The sequence below is a fragment of the Kitasatospora sp. NBC_00240 genome (assembly GCF_026342405.1).
Classification (GTDB): domain Bacteria; phylum Actinomycetota; class Actinomycetes; order Streptomycetales; family Streptomycetaceae; genus Kitasatospora.
The window spans coordinates 2,687,530-2,704,719 of the sequence record NZ_JAPEMU010000001.1; the positions used below are offsets into that span (position 1 = coordinate 2,687,530).

The 17,190-nt window shown below is 74.5% G+C and carries 12 protein-coding genes; 2 read left to right on the forward strand and 10 right to left on the reverse strand.

Annotated elements, in window-relative coordinates; all coding sequences use genetic code 11:
• Positions 1–8 precede the first annotated feature (8 nt).
• Both OG689_RS11600 and OG689_RS11605 read left to right on the forward strand, forming a co-directional pair.
• The gene (locus OG689_RS11600; RefSeq protein WP_266319917.1) at positions 9–455 is read left to right on the forward strand and encodes a nuclear transport factor 2 family protein; all 447 of its coding nucleotides are present in this window, start codon (positions 9–11) and stop codon (positions 453–455) included.
• Positions 445–2,166: a CocE/NonD family hydrolase gene (locus OG689_RS11605; protein ID WP_266319919.1), complete on the forward strand. Its 1,722-nt coding sequence runs from the start codon at positions 445–447 to the stop codon at positions 2,164–2,166. Before OG689_RS11600 ends, OG689_RS11605 begins: the two co-directional genes overlap by 11 nt.
• A 35-nt stretch (positions 2,167–2,201) precedes the next feature.
• Here the strand turns inward: OG689_RS11605 and OG689_RS11610 are convergent, their stop codons facing one another.
• The 10 genes from OG689_RS11610 to OG689_RS11655 all read right to left on the reverse strand — a co-directional run bounded on the left by OG689_RS11610 (position 2,202) and on the right by OG689_RS11655 (position 17,106).
• Entirely contained in the window at positions 2,202–2,846 is a 645-nt protein-coding gene (locus tag OG689_RS11610; protein ID WP_266319920.1) for a 4'-phosphopantetheinyl transferase superfamily protein, read from the reverse strand.
• Positions 2,843–3,730, reverse strand: coding sequence for a metallophosphoesterase (locus OG689_RS11615; RefSeq protein WP_266319922.1), 888 nt, complete (start codon positions 3,728–3,730; stop codon positions 2,843–2,845). The genes OG689_RS11610 and OG689_RS11615 overlap by 4 nt, the downstream gene beginning before the upstream one ends.
• Before the next feature lie 2 nt (positions 3,731–3,732).
• A complete protein-coding gene (locus OG689_RS11620) occupies positions 3,733–5,505 on the reverse strand; it encodes an ABC transporter ATP-binding protein (RefSeq protein ID WP_266319924.1) in 1,773 nt (590 codons plus the stop codon).
• Positions 5,502–6,392 (reverse strand): ABC transporter permease, encoded by an 891-nt coding sequence (locus OG689_RS11625; protein ID WP_266319925.1) that lies wholly within the window; start codon positions 6,390–6,392, stop codon positions 5,502–5,504. The genes OG689_RS11620 and OG689_RS11625 overlap by 4 nt, the downstream gene beginning before the upstream one ends.
• A gap of 4 nt (positions 6,393–6,396) precedes the next feature.
• Positions 6,397–7,335 (reverse strand): ABC transporter permease, encoded by a 939-nt coding sequence (locus OG689_RS11630; RefSeq protein WP_266319927.1) that lies wholly within the window; start codon positions 7,333–7,335, stop codon positions 6,397–6,399.
• Between the two features lies 1 nt (position 7,336).
• Positions 7,337–8,995 (reverse strand): ABC transporter substrate-binding protein, encoded by a 1,659-nt coding sequence (locus tag OG689_RS11635; RefSeq protein ID WP_266319929.1) that lies wholly within the window; start codon positions 8,993–8,995, stop codon positions 7,337–7,339.
• A 182-nt stretch (positions 8,996–9,177) separates the two neighbouring features.
• A complete protein-coding gene (locus tag OG689_RS11640) occupies positions 9,178–9,582 on the reverse strand; it encodes a nuclear transport factor 2 family protein (RefSeq protein ID WP_266319930.1) in 405 nt (134 codons plus the stop codon).
• Positions 9,583–9,780: 198 nt separating this feature from the next.
• The gene (locus OG689_RS11645; RefSeq protein WP_266319931.1) at positions 9,781–10,206 is read right to left on the reverse strand and encodes an ester cyclase; all 426 of its coding nucleotides are present in this window, start codon (positions 10,204–10,206) and stop codon (positions 9,781–9,783) included.
• A 49-nt stretch (positions 10,207–10,255) separates the two neighbouring features.
• A complete protein-coding gene (locus tag OG689_RS11650; RefSeq protein WP_266319933.1) occupies positions 10,256–11,020 on the reverse strand; it encodes an SDR family oxidoreductase in 765 nt (254 codons plus the stop codon).
• Complete coding sequence (locus OG689_RS11655) at positions 11,005–17,106, reverse strand: type I polyketide synthase (protein ID WP_266319935.1); 6,102 nt, start codon at positions 17,104–17,106, stop codon at positions 11,005–11,007. The genes OG689_RS11650 and OG689_RS11655 overlap by 16 nt, the downstream gene beginning before the upstream one ends.
• Between the last annotated feature and the right edge of the window lie 84 nt (positions 17,107–17,190).

Genomic DNA, 17,190 nt, shown 5'->3' on the forward strand with positions numbered 1-17,190 from the left:
GAGAGAGCATGACCACCGACCCCACCCGCGCCGAGGCCCACCGCATCTGGGAGCAGTGGATCGCCCTGTGGAACGGCGACCTCGCGCTCGGCAAGGAGCTGCTCGCCGAGCGGCTCACCGTCCACTCCCCCAAGCTGTCCGACAGCATCGACCCCGGCCTGATCGGCGACCGGGACGGCGCCCTGGCGCTGATCGGCGGCGTCCAGGGCATCGCCGAACTGACCTACACCACCGAGGTGGGACCGGTCGCCGAAGGCGCGTACCTCACCGGCGGCTGGCGCTTCGCCGGCACCTACCGCGGCGGCCTGCCGGAGGCCACCGCGGCGCCGGGCACCCCGGTCGCCAACCGGGGCATCGACATCCTGCGGATCGAGCAGGGCCAGGTCGTCGAGTGGTGGAGCGCCGCCGAGAACCTGCAACTGCTCTTCGCCCTGGGGCTGTTGCATGCGGGCTGAGCGAGGCGGCGCACTGGCCGCGCGGGCGGCGGCCCGGCTGCTGCGGCTGCCGCCCGCCACCGGCCACGGCGTCCGGGTCACCCGGGACCTGCGGGTGCCGATGCGGGACGGCGTCGAGTTGCTCGCCGACCACTACGCACCGGCCGGCGACGGCCGCCCGCCCGTCCTTCTGGTGCGCAACCTCTACGGCTGGGACCTGCCGATCGGCCTGCTGTACGGGCGGCTGTACGCCGAGCGCGGCTACCAGGTGCTGGTGCAGCGCTGCCGGGGCACCTTCGGCTCGGGCGGGGTGCTCGACCCGTGGGTCCAGGAGGCCGCCGACGGGCAGGACACCGTCGAGTGGATGGGCCGGCAGGACTGGTACCCGGGCGAGTTCGCCACCATCGGGGCGAGCTACCTGGGGTACGTGCAGTGGGCGCTGCTGGCGGACCCGCCGGCCGGGATGCGCGGCGCGGTGGTCCAGATGGGGCCGCACGAGTACTCCCAGGTGGCCTGGCCCGGCGGCGCGTTCGCGCTGGACACGATGGCCGGCTGGGCCTCGATGATCAGCCACCCCAAGCGCGGCCCGGTCCGCGACACCCTGACCCAGCTGCGCGAGAAGCGGAACCTGCAGCGGACCGCCTACCGGGAGCTGCCGCTCGGCGCGGCCGCCGCCCGGGCCCTCGGCCGCGCGTACCCGCACCTCGACGCCTGGCTGGCGCACGAGGGCGAGGACGACCCCTACTGGGCGGGCTCCGACCGGACCGACGCACTCGTCCGGAGCGCGGGCGTCCCGGTGCTGCTCCAGGGCAACTGGTACGACGCCTTCCTGCCGCAGACCCTGCGCCAGTACGCCCTGCTCCGGGCCGCCGGCGCCACGCCCCGGCTGACCGTCGGGCCCTGGACGCACGCGGCGCTCGGCCGCTGGTGGCCGACCTTCATGACCGACTCGCTGGACTGGCTCGCCGGGATCTTCCCGGACGGCCCGGCCGCACACACCCGCCCGGCCGCCCACGACGACCCCGGCGCCCCGAAGCCGGACCCGGTGCGCCTGTACCTGCTCGGCGCCGAGCAGTGGCGCGGCTTCGACGCCTGGCCCCCGCCGCAGGCGGCCCCGCGGACCTGGTACCTGCACCCGGGCGGCCGGCTCGACCCCGAACCGCCGCCGCCGAGCGCGCCGGACCGCTACCGCTACGACCCGGCCGACCCCACCCCCGCCGTCGGCGGCGCCTGGACGGGCACCGGCGCGGGCCCCCGGGACAACCGCGCCCTGGAGGCCCGCGCGGACGTACTCACCTTCACCACAAGCCTGTTGGAGGCCGATCTGGACGTCGTCGGCGAGGTCACGGCCGAGCTGTTCGTACGGTCCGACCGGGCGCACACCGACTTCTTCGCCCGGCTCTGCGACGTCCACCCGGACGGCCGCTCGGTGGACATCACCGACGGGCTGCTGCGGGTCCGACCCGGCTCCCCCGCCGCCGGCCCCGACGAGCGGGACGAGGTGCTCACGCTGGCCCTGGACCTCGCGCCGACCGCCTGCCGGTTCCGGGCCGGCCACCGGATCCGGCTGCAGGTCTCCAGCGGCGCCCACCCCAGGTACGCCCGGAACCCGGGCAGCGGGGAGCCGACCGCCACCGCCGTCCGGCTGCTGGCCGCCGAGCAGGAGGTGCACCACTCGCCGCAGCGGCCGTCCCGGATCACGCTCGGCGTGCTGCCGCCGGGCACCGCCTGAACCCCGCGCCACGGCACCCGTCCGCCCGCGGCGGGTCAGGCGGTGGCCGGCCGCGGGTGGACGACGGCCGTCAGCAGATGGGTCTCACCGGCCAGCCAGCGACCGGCGAACGCGTCGACCGGGGCGGGGACCAGGAGCCGCGCCGTGAAGGTACCGTCCGGCTCGAACTCCACCCTGGCCTCCTCGAAGCCCAGCGGCCGGCCGGTCAGCGGGTACCAGGTCTTGTAGACCGACTCCTTGGCCGAGAACAGCAGCCGGTCCCACGCCGTCCGCGGGAATCGGGCGGCCAGCCGCGCCAGATGCGCGCGCTCCGCCGGCAGGGTGACCGCCTCCTCCACCCCGGACGGCAGCGGCAGATGCGGCTCGGCGTCTATCCCGAGCGAGGCGACCGCCTCCGCCTTGGCCACCGCGCAGGCCCGGTAGCCGTCACAGTGGGTCATGCTGCCGACGATGCCAGGCGGCCAGCCCGGGGCACCGTCCGCGCCCGGCACCAGCGGCACCGGCGGGCGGCCCAGCCGGGCCAGCGCCCGGCGGGCGCACACCCGGACGGACGTGAACTCGCGGCGGCGCTTGTCGACGGCATGCTCGATCGCCGCCGCCTCCTCCGGGTAGAGGACGGCCACCGAGTCACCGAACAGCTCGGCCGTCACCACCGGGCTCCGCAGCAGGTCCTCGATCATGCGGGGGCCACCGCCGGCAGGATCTCGCGCAGCAGCGGCCGCTGCGAGGGCCGGGCCCGCCACTCCCGCGGGTAGCCGAGCGAGACCTCCTCGAAGCGCACCCCGTCGTACCAGGTGGTCCGGGGGATGTGCAGGTGGCCGTAGACCATCGCGGCGACCGGGAAGCGCCGGTGCCAGTCGGCGGTGGCCTCGGTGCCGCACCACTGGGCGAACTCCGGGTAGCGCAGGATGTTCATCGGGTCCCGGACCAGCGGGTAGTGGTTCACCAGCACCAGCGGCACCTCGGGCGGGCAGTCCGCCAGCCGGTGCTCCGTCCACTCCACCCGGGCCCGGCACCAGGCCTCCCGGCTCGGGTACGGGTCCGGGTGCAGCAGGTACTCGTCGTTGCAGACGATCCCGGTGCGGTGGGCGTAGGCCAGCCCCTCCTCCTTGTTCCGGGTGCCCGGCGGACGGAAGGTGTAGTCGTACAGCAGGAACAGCGGCGCCACCCGGACCGGCCCGCCCTGACCGGTGAACACCTCGTACGGGTCCTCCGGGGTGAGCACGCCGAGCCGGCGGCAGAGCGCCACCAGGTGCTGGTAGCGCTGCTCGCCGCGCAGCCCGACCGGATCGCTCTCGTGCGTCCAGAGTTCGTGGTTGCCCGGCACCCAGACCACCCGGGCGAAGCGGCCGGCCAGCAGGCCGAGCACCCACTCGATGTCCGCGGTGCGCTCGCCGATGTCGCCGGCCACCAGCAGCCAGTCGTCCGGGCCGGTGGGGTGGATGTCCTCGACGATCGCACGGTTCTCCTGGTACGAGACGTGCAGGTCGCTGACGGCCAGCAGGCGCCCGCCGGTCGAGGTCCGCGCCAGGAGGTCGTTGTCGTTGCCGGGCGTCGTCGTCACTGTCAGCTCCTCAGCAGGTTGCCGCCGGGGACGGCCGCGAGCAGTTCGCGGGTGTAGTCCTCGGCCGGGTTCGCGAAGACCTCGGTCACCTCGCCGGTCTCCACCACGCGGCCGCCCTTCATGACGACCACGCGGTCGCTGACATGGTGCACCACTCCGAGGTCGTGGGAGATGAACAACAGGGCCAGATTCAGGTCATGTTGCAGATCCGCCAGCAGATCCAGGATCTGCGCCTGGACGGAGACGTCGAGCGCGGAGACGGGCTCGTCGCAGACCACGACGTCCGGGTCCGGCGCGAGCGCGCGGGCGATCGCCACCCGCTGCCGCTGGCCGCCGGAGAGCTCGGTGGGCCGGCGGTCCAGCAGCGCGGCCGGCAGGCCCACCCGGTCCAGCAGTTCGGTCACCCTGGCCCGGCGCGCCCGGCCGCGCGGCACCCCGGCCCGGGCGACGGCCTCGCCCACCACCCGCTCCACGTCGAACCGCGGGTCGAAGGAGCCCAGCGGGTCCTGCTGGACCGCCTGGATCCGCAACCGGGCGGCCCGGCGCCGCCGTTCGGGCACTCCGCTCCACGGCTCACCCGCGAAGCGGACGGTGCCGGCGTCCGGCTCCAGCAGCCCGAGGACGATCCGGGCCGCGGTGGTCTTGCCCGAGCCGGACTCCCCCACCACGCCCAGGGTCTCGCCGGCCCGCAGGGTCAACGAGACGTCCTTGACGGCGTCGTAGCCGCTGCCGTCGGGGGCCCGGAACCGCTTGGAGATCCGGTCCGCCTCGATCAGCGGCGGCGCCTTCACCGCCGGTTCCCCGCCGCGGGTGCGCAGCCGGACCGCGGCGGCCGGCAGCGCGTCGCCCGCCCCCGGGTGCCAGCAGAGCGTGCCCTGCTCGTCCGGCGCCGGCAGGGCCGCCCGGCAGCGGTCGTCGGCGGCGGCGCAGCGGGCCGCGTACGCGCAGCCCGCCGGGCCGGCGGCGGGCCGGTCGGCCGGCGGGGCCGCGAGCCGGGTCCCCTTGGCATGGGTGGCCGGCACCGCGTCCAGCAGGGCGCGGGTGTAGGGGTGGCGGGGGCCGGCCAGCACGTCCGCGGTGCGGCCGGTCTCGACGATCCGCCCGCCGTACATCACGGCGACCCGGTCGGCGAGCCTGGCCACCACCGACAGGTCGTGACTGATCAGCAGCAGCGCGGTGCCCTGCTCCTTGAGCCCGCCGAGCAGGTCGAGCACCTGGGCCTGGACGGTGACGTCCAGGGCGGTGGTGGGCTCGTCCGCGATCAGCAGTTCGGGGCCGCCGGCGAGGGCCGAGGCGATCAGGGCGCGCTGGCGCAGCCCGCCGGAGAGCTGGTGCGGGTACTGGGCGGCGCGCCGCGCGGGCTCCGGGATCCCCACGTCCGCCAGCAGCGAGAGCACCCGGTCGTGGGTCTGCGCGCGGGGCACCAGGCCGTGGGTGCGCAGCGGTTCGGCGACCTCGGCGCCGACCGTGCGCAGCGGGTCGAGCGAGACCAGGGCGTCCTGCAGGACGAGGCCGATCCGGCGGCCGCGCACCGCCCGCCACTGCGACTCGGTGAGCGCCGCGAGGTCCAGGCCGTCGAAGTCCAGCGTGCCGGCGGCGAGGGTGGCGCGGTCGCCGGCCAGGCCGACCAGGGTGCGGGCGGTGACGCTCTTGCCGGAGCCGGACTCGCCGACGATCGCCAGGCATTCGCCGCGGTCCAGGGTGAAGGAGACGTCCCGGACGGCGCGGACGTCCCCGAAGGACACGTCCAGGCCGGCCACGCGCAGCAGACTCATCGGGTGGTCCTCCTGGTGAAGCGGGCCTGCGCCCGGCGGCCGACCGCGTTGACGACGAGGGCCGTGAGGGTGATCGCGGCGCCCGGGAAGACCCCGATCCACCAGGCCGTCGCCAGGAACCCGCGCCCTTGCGAGAGCATCGCGCCCCACTCCGGGGACGGCGGCTCGGGGCCGAGGCCGAGGAAGCTGAGGCCGGAGGCGGCGATCAGCGAGGAGCCGAAGCCGACGGTGGCGAGCACCAGCATCGGGCCGAGCGCGTTCGGCAGCACGTGCCGGACGATCAGCAGCGGTCGCGGCAGGCCGAGTCCGACCGCCGCCTCGACGTAGCCCGAGCGGCGCACCACCAGGGTCTCGGCCCGCACGATCCGGGCGTAGCCGGGGATGAAGGCGATCGCGATGGCGGCCATCACGTTGCCCGAGCCGGTGCCGAGCACGATGACCGCGAGTAGGGCCAGCAGGATCGGCGGCAGCGAGAGCAGTACGTCGGCGAGCCGCATCAGGGCCTGGTCGGCGTACTTCCCGCCGAGCGCGGCGGCGATGCCGAGCAGGGCGCCGCCGGCCACCGCGAGCAGGGTGGCGCCGAGGCCCAGCAGCAGCGAGGGCCGGGCGCCGTGGAGCACCCGGGAGAACAGGTCGCGGCCGAGCTGGTCGGTGCCGAACCAGTGCTCGGAACCGGGGGCGGTGAGCGCGTGCACCGGGTCGGTCTCGATGGGCGAGGTGTCGGTGAACAGGCCCGGCGCCAGGGCGGCGAGCACGATCAGCGCGAGCAGGGCCGAGGCCAGCACCAGGGTGGGGCCGCCGGCCGGACGCGGCAGCCGGCGCCGGGGGCGGACCGCGGGCAGCGGCCGGGCGGCGGCCGGCGCCGGGGCGGTGTCGGGAGCAGTCATGGGATCAGCCGGTCCTCAGGCGCGGGTCGATGACGGTGTACAGCAGGTCCACCAGGGTCGACAGCAGCACGAAGACGAAGGCGGACAGCAGGACCACTCCGATCACCAGGGGCATGTCCTTGTTGGTGGTGCCCTGCAGGGTGAGCGCGCCGATCCCCGGGCGGGCGAAGACGGTCTCCACCAGCACCGCCCCGCCCAGCAGCGAGCCGGTCAGCCAGCCGACCAGGGTGACCAGCGGGACGGCCGCGTGCCGCAGCGCGTGCTTCAGCCGTACCGCGGTGACGCTCAGCCCCCGGGACCTGGCGGTGACCGCGAACGGCTGGCCGAGCGCGGCCTCCAGCCCCTCCCGCAGCACCTGGGCGAGCACGCCGGTCAGCGGCAGCGCCAGGGTGACGGCGGGCAGCACCAGGGCGGAGAAGTCCTGGTCGCCGGCGACGGGGAAGATCCGCAGCTGGAAGGAGAAGGCGGTGAGCAGCAGGATGCCGATCCAGTACGGCGGGCTGGAGACGGTCAGCAGCTCCAGCAGGGAGGCGACCGCCCGCAGCGCAGGCCGGCGGCCGGCCGTCGCCACCGCGGCGGTCACCGCGAGGACGACGGCCAGCACCAGGGCGGCCAGGGCGAGTTGGACGGTTGGCCGGAGCTGGTCACCGATCAGACCGGCCACCGGCCGCTGCAGCTGGTAGGACTCGCCGAGATCGCCCCGCAGCAGGTTGCCCAGATAGTGCAGGTACTGCAGGGCGACCGGCTGGTCGAGTCCGTACTGCTCCCTGATCTGCGCCTTGATCTCCGGGGTGGCCGCCGTGCCGGGTCCCAGCATCACCGTCACCGGGTCGCCGGGGATCAGCTGGAGGGCCGTGAAGGCGACCGTGGCGGCGCCGAGGAGTACCGCGACGGCGCCGGCCAGCCGCTTCGCGACGGCGCGGAACAAGGGTGCGGGGGTCATGTCACTTCCCGAGCCAGGTGTCGTAGAAGTTCAGCCAGGTGTTCGGGTCGGAGCGCAGCCCGTGCACGTCGCTGCCGGCGCCCGCCACCGCGGTGCGGACGTAGAGCGGCACGAACAGGGCCAGGTCGACGGCCTTCTTCTGGGTCTTGCTGTAGACGTCCTGCCGGACGGCCTTGTCCAGGGTCGCCTTGCCGGCGTCCGTCCAGGTGTCGAGGTCGGCGTCCTTGTAGAAGGTGGCGTTCTGGCCGCCCTTGCGGGGGTCGCTGGCGCTGTTGAAGTAGAGCCGCAGCACGTCCGGCTCGAACCGGGCCCAGCTGTAGTCGGCGATGCCCTCCTCCCCGGCGTAGACCTTCTTGATGTAGGTGCCGATGTCCAGCCGAGGGCGGGTGATCTCGACGCCGATCTTCTTCAGGTCGGCCTGGATCGCGGTGCCCAGGGTGTCGCGCTGGTCGCGGACGTACTCGGCGGGCATCAGCGGCCACTCGATCGTGAGCCGCTTGCCGTCCTTGGTGCGGTAGCCGTCCGCGTCCCGGGTCGTCCAGCCGGCCTGGTCCAGCAGGGAGTTGGACTGGGCCTGGTCGTAAGGCCAGCTCTTCTCCAGCGAGGCGTCGTAGTACGGCGTGGTGGGCGAGATCGGGCTCCAGGCGCGCTCGTACACGCCGAAGTAGACGCTCTTGACGTCGGTGTCCACGTCGATGCCGCGCTGGACGGCCTTGCGGACCAGCGGGTCGTTCAGCGGCGCCTGGGTGGTGTTCAGCACCAGGCCGTAGTTGGCGCCGGGCGTGGCCTTGGTGATCAGCTGGACCCGGGAGTCGGCCTTCAGGGTCTTCACGTCGGCCGGCGGAACGGCGTCGGCGACCTGCACCTGGCCGCTGTTCAGTGCGCCGATCCGGACCGAACTCTCGCTGAGGAAACGGACGGTGAGCTTGTCGAGGTAGGGCGCGCCCTGGTGCGCGGAGCCCTCGGGGGCCCAGTTGTAGGCCGGGTTCTTGGTGAAGACCGCGCTCTGGCCCTTGGTGTAGCCGCTGAAGACGAAGGGACCGGTGCCGATGTCCACCGCGCCGCCGGAGCCCAGCTTGGCGCCGTTCTCCTTGATCGTGGCCGGCGAGTAGAAGCCCAGGTAGGGGGTGCTGGCCGCCTGCAGGAACGGCGCGAACGGCTCGGAGAAGTTCACCTTCACCGTGTGCGCGTCGATGACGTCCGTACCGGTGTAGGGGCCGATCAGGCTGGAGGCGTACTGCGACTTGGTGTCCTTGGCCACGATCCGGTCGAAGTTGACCTTGACCGCCTCGGCGTCGAAGACCGTGCCGTCGGTGAACTTCACGTCGTCGCGCAGGTGGAAGGTGTAGCTCTTCAGATCGGCGGCGATCTCCCAGGTCTTCGCCAGCCAGGCGTGGAACTCGCCCTTGTCGTCCTGCCGGACGAGGGAGTCGAAGACGTTGCGCTGGATGGCGCCGGTGATGTCCTGCGAGCTGGCGTGGATGTCGAAGGACACCGGCTCGGTGTCCACCGCGTAGGCGAGCGATCCACCCTCGACGGGCTTGGCCGCGTCGCCGCCGGCGGCCGCCGAGCCGCCGCCGGAGCCGCACCCGGCGAGCAGCAAGGTCCCGGCCGCGGCGGCGGCGATCAGGGCGGACGGTCTGCGGACAGATCTGGGCATGCCGGTGACTCCGATGGTTTCAGGGTTTCCGCGTCGGGGGGATGATCAGAAACTAGCGATCCACCGCTCGCCGAAGCACCCCTAGCGGGCCCCTACCGGACCCTTAGTCACGGCCCCGGGCCCGACCCCTCCCTGCCCCGACCCCTCCCGGCCGGGGGCCGGGCCCGGGCCGGGCCGGGCCGTCAGTGCAGGCCGGCGAGCGGGTAGCGCGGGACGGACCTGCGGTAGGCGATCCGCCAGCCCGCTTCGGTGTGCACCAGCACGTCGAAGTAGTCGCCGTTGTGCAGACTGCCGTCGGGCAGGATCGCCAGGTAGCGGCTGCGGGCCCGGACGGTGCCGTCCTCGTCGACCGACAGCACGGTGTCCACGGTGTGGTGGTCCGGCGAGTGCTCGCCGAGGCTCAGGTTGAACTTCCGGATGGCGTCCAGCCCTTGGAAGACCGAACCGGTCCGGGCCAGTTCGATCGCGCCGTCCGCGGCGAAGACCTGGTCGAGCGCGTCGACCTCGCCGTTGTCGAAGACGTGCGAGAACAGAGCGAACAGCTGGCGGATCTCCGAGATCTGAGTGAGCGTCAGTTCGTCGGCCATGGTGACTCCTCGGTGAAGCGGGACGGGACAGGACGGGCGTGGGGGGACGGGTCAAGGCGGAGGTGGGGGGACGGGACTGCCCGGCCGGGAGGGGCCGGCCGGGCAGTGGTGCGGTGGGGCGGGGGTGCCGTGGGGGTGGGCGTCACCGTGGGGGCGGGGCGGTAGCTCCGGCGGGGCGGCCGGGCGGGGCCGGGAGGGTCAGTGCACCCCGGAGCCGGCCAGCTGGGTGATGATGCCCAGGCGGTCCGGCAGCACGTTGTAGCGCACGACCTTGCCGTCCTGGATGGTCAGTGTGCTGATGCTGAAGCCGCTGAACGGCTTGCCGGTGGCCGGCACCCCGAAGACCGGGCCCGCGTGGGTGCCCTCGATCCGCCAGAAGGCGATCACCCGGTCGCCCTCGGCCACCAGGTCCTCGACGGTGGCGCGGACGTCCGGCACGTTCGCCCAGAGCACCCGCAGGTGGCCGACGAAGTCCTCCCGGGTGCCCACGCCACCCGGGCCCACCACGGTCTCGTCGGCCGCGTCCTCGGCGATCAGCTCCTCCAGCAGGTCGATCCGCTGCTCGCTGACCAGCTCGTGGTAGTAGCGGCGGACCAGTGCCTTGTTGTCCTCGATGGTGCTCATGTCTCTCCTTCGTCGAAAAACGGATCGGTGGGCAGGCGGAAAGGGGAAATCAGGAGGTGCGGGCGGGCGGCGGCAGGATGCCGCCGTTGGCGCTCAGCCCGCCGTCGACCGGGACGGTCACCCCGGTCACGTACGAGGCGGCCGGGGAGGTCAGGAACCAGATCACCTCGGCCTGTTCGCGGGCGTCGGCCCAGCGCTGGGCCGGGATCCGGCTGGTGATCAGACGGGAGAACTGCGGGTCGGCGACCTGGCTGCCGGTCATCGCGGTCACCGTGCCGCCGGGCGCGACGGCGTTGATCCGGATGTCCTGGGCCGCGTAGTCGATCGCGGCGGCCCGGACCAGGTTGATCACGGCGGCCTTGGTCGCGTTGTAGCCCCAGGTGCCGGGGTCGCCGCGCAGCCCGGAGACCGAGGAGGTCGCCACGATCGCGCCGCCGCCGACCGCCCGCAGGGCCGGCACGGCCGCCCGGATGCCCAGCGCGACGCCGCGCACGTTGACCGCGAACAGTCGGTCGAAGCGCTCGATCGCCCCGGCCGACTCCAGCGGTCCGGCCCCGCCGATCCCGGCGTTCAGCACCGCCGCGTCCAGCCGCCCGAACCGCTCCAGGGCCAGCCGTACCGCGCCCTCGTTGGTCTCCTCGGTGGAGACGTCGCCGACCAGCGTCGCCACGCCGTCCAGCTTCTCCAGCTCGCCGAGACCGCGCTCGTCCACGTCGACCGCGACCACGTGGTACCCGCGCTCCGCGTACAGCCGGACCGTCGCCTCGCCGATACCGGACGCCGCGCCGGTGACCAGTACTACCGGGTTGACCATTCCTGTTCCCTCTTCTCGATCCACCGACCGACGGCGTCCGCCGTCGTCGGGGTGTGCTGCTCCAGCACGGTGAAGTGGTCGCCTGGGACGTCCACCACCTCGTGCTGGACGGGCCAGTACGCGCGCCAGTCGTGCCGCCCGGTCGGGTCGATCACGGTGCCGCGCAAGGGGGTGTCCGCCCGGACGGCCAGCGTCGGGGTGGTGATCGGCTCGGGGCGCCAGTCGGCGAAGACGGTGTTGTACCCGCCCATCGAGGTGAGGCTGGCGTCGCTCCAGACCATGTCGTACTGCTCGATCCGGTCGAGCATCCCGCTGAGCATGGCGGTCAGCCACCAGTCGCCCATGCCCTCCCGGACCGCGCTGTCGATCGGGTACGCGTCGATCAGTGCCAGACCCGCCACCGACCGGCCCTCCGCCTCCAGCCGGGCCGCCACCGCGTGCGCGACGCAGCCGCCCATCGACCGGCCGACGATCACGAACGGCCGCTCCTCGCCCAGCAGTTGCCGGACGGTGTCGACCTGCATCCGCAGATAGGTGTCGAGGCTGTCCGGCAGGTGGTCGCCCGGCGCCCAGCCGGGCGAGGGCAGCACGAACACGTCGCGCTCCCCCTGGAAGGTGTGGCCGAAGCGGGCGTACTCGTGCGGCCCCGAGATGGCACTCAGCGCCGGGAAGCAGACCACCGCCAACTCGCCCTCCCCCGAAGCCAGTCGGATCGGCGCCAGGGTGTGCGCGGCCCGCTCCTCGGCGGGGAACCGGGCCCGCAGCGCCGAGGCGACGCCGATCAGCGCGGAGGCCTCGGCGAAGCTGCCCTGCGCGGCGAGCGCCCGGTACAGCGCGGAGAGCGGGTGCTGCGGCTCGGCCGCCGGCCCGGCCGACACCGGCACGGCCGGCTGCTCGGCCAGGTCGCCCAGCAACTCCCGCAGGTGGGCGGCGAGCACGGCCGGGGTCGGGTGGTCGAAGGTGACCGTCGGCGGCAGGCGCAGGCCGGTCAGCGCGGTGAGGCGGTTGCGCAGCTCGACGGCCGAGAGCGAGTCCAGGCCCAGGTCGTTGAACGGACGGGCGGCCGTCACCCCCTCGGTGTCCGCGCCCAGCACGCCGGCCACCTCGGCACGCACCAGCTCCAGCAGTACCGCCTCGCGCTCCGGCTCGCCGAGCCCGGCCAACCTGGCCGGCAGCGACGGACCCTCCGCGGCGGCGGCCCGGACGGCCCGGCGGGCGGGCCGGACCAGGCCGCGCAGCAGCGCCGGAACGGGCTGCCCGCCACGCTGGACGGCGGCCAGGTCCAGCGGCGCCGGCACCAGGTAGGGGGTGTCCAGCAGGCTTGCCGCGTCCAGGAGTTCGGTGCCCTGCCGGTCGGAGATCAGCCGGACCCCGGCCCGCGCCGCGCGGCGCAGGTCGGCCTCGCCCAGGTGGGCGGTGACCCCGCTGGCCCGGGCCCACTGGCCCCAGGCGAGGGACTGCGCCGGCAGGCCCTCGGCGTGGCGGCGGGCGGCCAGCGCGTCCAGGTAGGTGTTGGCCGCCGCGTACGAGCCCTGGCCGGGCCCGCCGAGGACGGCCGCGACCGAGGAGTAGAGGACGAAGGCGGCCAGGTCCGGGTTGTCGCGGGTGAGTTCGTGCAGGTGCCGGGCACCGTCCGCCTTCGGGCCGAAGACGGTGTCCAGCCGCTCGGGGGTGAGCGCGCCGATCACCCCGTCGTCCACCACACCGGCCGTGTGCACCACCGCGGTCAGCGGGTGCTCGGCCGGGATCGCCGCCAGCACCGCCGCCAGCGCCTCCCGGTCGGCGGTGTCCGCCGCCGCGAAGGTCACCGAAGCACCCAGCTCCGCCAGTTCGGCCGCACCCGGCGCACCGGCGCCGCTGCGCGACACCAGCAGCAGGTGCCGCACCCCGCGCTCCGCCACCAGGTGCCGCGCCAGCACCCCGGCCAACGCGCCGGTACCGCCGGTGATCAGCACCGTCCCCGCCGGGTCCCAGGCCCGGCCCGCCGCAGCGGCCACCGTCGCCCGGGCCAGCCGGGGCACCCACACCGTCCCGGCCCGGACGGCCAGTTGCGGCTCGTCGGCGGCCAGGGCGGAGGCAACGGCGGCCGGCAGGGCGTTCGCGGAGTCCGGGTGCTCGTCCAGGTCCAGCAGCAGGATCCGGCCCGGGTGCTCGGCCTGCGCCGAGCGCAGCAGACCCCAGACCGGCGCCGACGCCAGGTCGGGCCGCTCACCCTCGGCCACGGCCACCGCGCCCCTGGTCACCACGACCAGCCGGGTGGCCTGCCAGCGCTCCCCGGACACCCACTCCTGCACCAGGGCCAGCGCGGCCCGCAGGGCCGTCCGGGGCTCCTGATGTCCCTCCAGGGCGACGGCCAGCCAGGGGCGGTCCTCGGCGCCCGGCTCGACCGAACCGAGATCCGGGTAGGGGCCGGCGCCCGGTGCCGCAGCCGCGGGGCCGGTGACCGGCGGCAGCACCGCCCAGTCCAGCTGGAACAGCGCGTCCCGGTGGCCGGCCCGGGCCGGCTCGAGCTGGGCCGCGGACACCAGCCGGGCCAGCAGCCCCTCCACCGAGGCGACCGGGGCGCCGGTCTCGTCGGCGGCCTCGACCGAGATCGCCTCCGGGCCGGTACGGCGCAACCGCACCCGCAGGGCGGCGGCGCCGGCGGCGTGCAGCCGCACGCCCGTGTAGGCGAACGGCAGCCGGCTGGAGCCCGCCGGGGTGTCCAGCAGGCCGTGGTGGGCGGTGATGTGTACGGCGGCGTCCAGCAGTGCGGGGTGCAGGCCGAACCGGCCGGCCTCCTCCCGCTGCTCCTCCGGCAGCGCCACCTCGGCGTAGAAGGTGTCGCCGTCCCGCCAGGCCGCCCGGAGCCCCTGGAAGGCGGGGCCGTAGGCGAGACCGGCGGCGGTGAGGTCCTGGTACACCTGCTCGACCGGGAGCTGCTCGGCGCCGGCCGGCGGCCAGGCGGCGAGGTCGAAGGCCGGCTCGCCGGGGGTGGCGAGCAGAGTGCCGGAGGCGTGCCGCTGCCACTCGCCGTCCTCGGTCCGGGAGTGGATGGTGACCGGCCGGGCGCCGGACTCGTCCGGGGCGCCGGCGGAGACCTGGAGCTGGACGGCGGCGCGCTCCGGCAGGACCAGCGGCGCCTCCACCACCAGCTCCTCCACGGTGCCGGCGCCGACCTCGTCCCCGGCCCGGACGGCCAGTTCCAGCAGGGCGGTGCCGGGAACGATCACGGTGCCCTGGACGGCGTGGTCGGCGAGCCAGGGGTGGGTGCGCAGCGAGAGGCTGCCGGTGAGCAGCACGCCGTCCGCGTCGGGCCGGGCCACCACGGCGCCCAGCAGTGGGTGCCCGGCGGTGCCGAGGCCCAGGCCGGCGGCGTCGGCCGACTGCGCGGAGCCCGGCTCCAGCCAGTAGCGGCGACGTTGGAAGGGATAGGTGGGAAGGTCCACCCGTCTGGGCGCGGCCCCGGCGAACAGCGGAGTCCAGTCGACGGCGCGGCCGTGGACGTGGACCCGGCCGAGGGCGGTCAGGGCGGTCACGGTCTCGGACCTGTCCCGGCGCAGGGCGGGGACGGCGACCGGGTCGGTGAGGGTCTCCTGGACCAGGGCGGACAGCGTGCCGTCCGGCCCCAGCTCCACGAAGGTCGTCACCCCGTTGGCGTCCAACTCCCGCACCACATCGGCGAAACGCACCGCCTCACGAACATGCCGCACCCAGTACCCCGGATCGGTGATCTCCTCCGGCGCAGCGATCCGCCCGGTCAGGTTCGACACCACCGGGATCCGCGGCGCCGAGAACGACAACGAAGCCGCCACCGCACCGAACTCCTCGAGCATCCCGTCCATGTGCGCCGAGTGGAACGCGTGACTCACCCGCAGCCGACGCGTCTTACGCCCCTCCGCCGCGAAACGCTCCCCCAAGGCCAGCACCGCCGCCTCGTCACCCGAGACCACCACCGACGAAGGCCCGTTCACCGCCGCCACCGACACCCCCGCCGACAGCGCCGCCAGCACCTCCTCCTCCGAGGCCTGCACCGCCACCATCGCCCCACCCGACGGCAACGCCTGCATCAACCGCGCCCGCGCCGCCACCAGCACCGCAGCATCCGCCAACGACAACACACCCGCCACATACGCCGCCGACAACTCACCGATCGAATGACCCGACACGAAGTCCGGCCGCACCCCCCACGACTCGAACAACCGGAACAACGCCACCTCCACCGCGAACAACGCCGGCTGCGTCAGACCCGTCCGCTCAAGACCACGACCGGACTCGACCACCTCCGCCAACGACACACCCAGCAACGGATCCAACTCCGCCGCCACCGCACCGAACGCCTCCGCGAAGACCGGATAGGCCCCAGCCAACTCGCGACCCATACCGCGCCGCTGACTCCCCTGCCCGGTGAACAGGAACGCCAACGAACCCGCCCCCACCGCCGAACCGGTGAGCCCGCCACCGGCCGCCACCGTGTCGAGTCCGGCGAGGTAGCCGGCGCGGTCCTCGGCGACGACCACCGTCCGCTCGTCCAGTCTGGCCCGTGCGGTGACCAGGGTGAACCCGACGTCGGCCAGGCCCAGTTCCTCGTCGGCGCGGACCCGCGCGGCCAGCCGGGCCGCCTGCTCACGCAGCGCCTCGGGCGTCCGGGCGGAGAGCACCCACGGGCGCGGCAGCAAGGCGGCCGGCGCCGGCGCGGGCGCCTGCTCCAACTCCTCGGCCGCCGGGGCCTGTTCGATCACCACGTGCGCGTTGGTACCGCTGGCGCCGAAGGCCGAGACGCCCACCCGGCGCGGACCCTCGCCCTCCGGCCACGGCCGGGCCTCGGTCAGCAGCCGCACCGCGCCCGCCGACCAGTTGACGTACGGGGTGGGCTCCTCGGCGTGCAGGGTCTGCGGCAGGACACCGTGCCGGATCGCCTGGATCGACTTGATCACGCCGGCCACCCCGGCCGCCGCCTGGGTGTGCCCGATGTTGGACTTCAGCGAGCCCAGCCAGAGCGGCTGGTCGGCCGGCCGGTCCTGCCCGTAGGTGGCGATCAGCGCCTGCGCCTCGATCGGGTCGCCGAGCGAGGTGCCGGTGCCGTGCGCCTCCACCGCGTGGACGTCCGCCGCCGTCAGCCGGGCGTTCTCCAGCGCCTGGCGGATCACCCGCTGCTGGGCCGGGCCGCTGGGCGCGGTCAGCCCGTTGGACGCGCCGTCCTGGTTGACCGCCGAGCCGCGCAGCACCGCCAGCACCTCGTGGCCGTTGCGCCGCGCGTCCGACAGCCGCTCGACCAGCAGCAGCCCCACACCCTCCGCCCAGCCCGTACCGTCCGCACCGGCGCCGAAGGCCTTGCAGCGGCCGTCCGCCGACAGGCCGCGCTGGCGGGAGAACTCCACGAAGCCCTGCGGGCTGGCCATGATGCTCACGCCGCCCGCGAGGGCGAGGTCGGACTCCCCCGAGCGGAGCGACTGCGCCGCCAGGTGCAGGGCCACCAGCGAGGAGGAGCAGGCCGTGTCCACCGTGACCGCCGGACCCTCGAACCCGAACGAGTACGAGATCCGGCCCGAGGCCACGCTGTCCAGCCCGCCGATGCCGAGGTACCCCTCCAACTCGCCCGGGGCGTCGTGCATCCGGGGGGTGTAGTCGCCGCCGGCGATGCCCGCGAAGACCGCCGTCCGGCTGCCCGTGAGCCCGGTCGGGTCGATGCCGGCCCGCTCGAAGGCCTCCCAGGCGGTCTCCAGCAGCAGCCGGTGCTGCGGGTCGGTGGCCAGCGCCTCCCGCGGGGAGATCCCGAAGAACTCGGCGTCGAAGTCGGCGACGGTGTCCAGGAATCCGCCGTGCCGGGTGTACGAGGTGCCGGTGTGGTCCGGATCCGGGTCGTAGAGACCGGCGAGGTCCCAGCCCCGGTCGGCGGGGAACTCCGAGACGGTGTCCACGCCGCCCGCGACGACCCGCCAGAGGTCCTCCGGCGAGGCGATCCCGCCCGGGAGGCGGCAGGCCATGCCGATGATGGCGATCGGCTCCCGACGGCCGGACTCGACCTCCTGGAGGCGCTTCTGGGCCTGCCGGGCGTCGGCGAGTGCCCGCTTCAGGTACTCGCGGAGCTTCTGGTCGTTGGACATTACTGCCTCTCACATCTCACGTCTGGCGATGCTGACTTCGGGTGGTGCGCACTTCGGTACCGCTCAGGTCGGGTGCGGGCCGGG

Coding starts and splice junctions, on each gene's coding strand:
- OG689_RS11620 (WP_266319924.1), bottom strand. CDS start 5,505: ATGAGTCTGCTGCGCGTGGCCGGCCTGGACGTGTCCTTCGGGGACGTC.
- OG689_RS11640 (WP_266319930.1), bottom strand. CDS start 9,582: ATGGCCGACGAACTGACGCTCACTCAGATCTCGGAGATCCGCCAGCTG.
- OG689_RS11600 (WP_266319917.1), top strand. CDS start 9: ATGACCACCGACCCCACCCGCGCCGAGGCCCACCGCATCTGGGAGCAG.
- OG689_RS11605 (WP_266319919.1), top strand. CDS start 445: ATGCGGGCTGAGCGAGGCGGCGCACTGGCCGCGCGGGCGGCGGCCCGG.
- OG689_RS11650 (WP_266319933.1), bottom strand. CDS start 11,020: ATGGTCAACCCGGTAGTACTGGTCACCGGCGCGGCGTCCGGTATCGGC.
- OG689_RS11610 (WP_266319920.1), bottom strand. CDS start 2,846: ATGATCGAGGACCTGCTGCGGAGCCCGGTGGTGACGGCCGAGCTGTTC.
- OG689_RS11645 (WP_266319931.1), bottom strand. CDS start 10,206: ATGAGCACCATCGAGGACAACAAGGCACTGGTCCGCCGCTACTACCAC.
- OG689_RS11655 (WP_266319935.1), bottom strand. CDS start 17,106: ATGTCCAACGACCAGAAGCTCCGCGAGTACCTGAAGCGGGCACTCGCC.
- OG689_RS11635 (WP_266319929.1), bottom strand. CDS start 8,995: ATGCCCAGATCTGTCCGCAGACCGTCCGCCCTGATCGCCGCCGCCGCG.
- OG689_RS11630 (WP_266319927.1), bottom strand. CDS start 7,335: ATGACCCCCGCACCCTTGTTCCGCGCCGTCGCGAAGCGGCTGGCCGGC.
- OG689_RS11625 (WP_266319925.1), bottom strand. CDS start 6,392: ATGACTGCTCCCGACACCGCCCCGGCGCCGGCCGCCGCCCGGCCGCTG.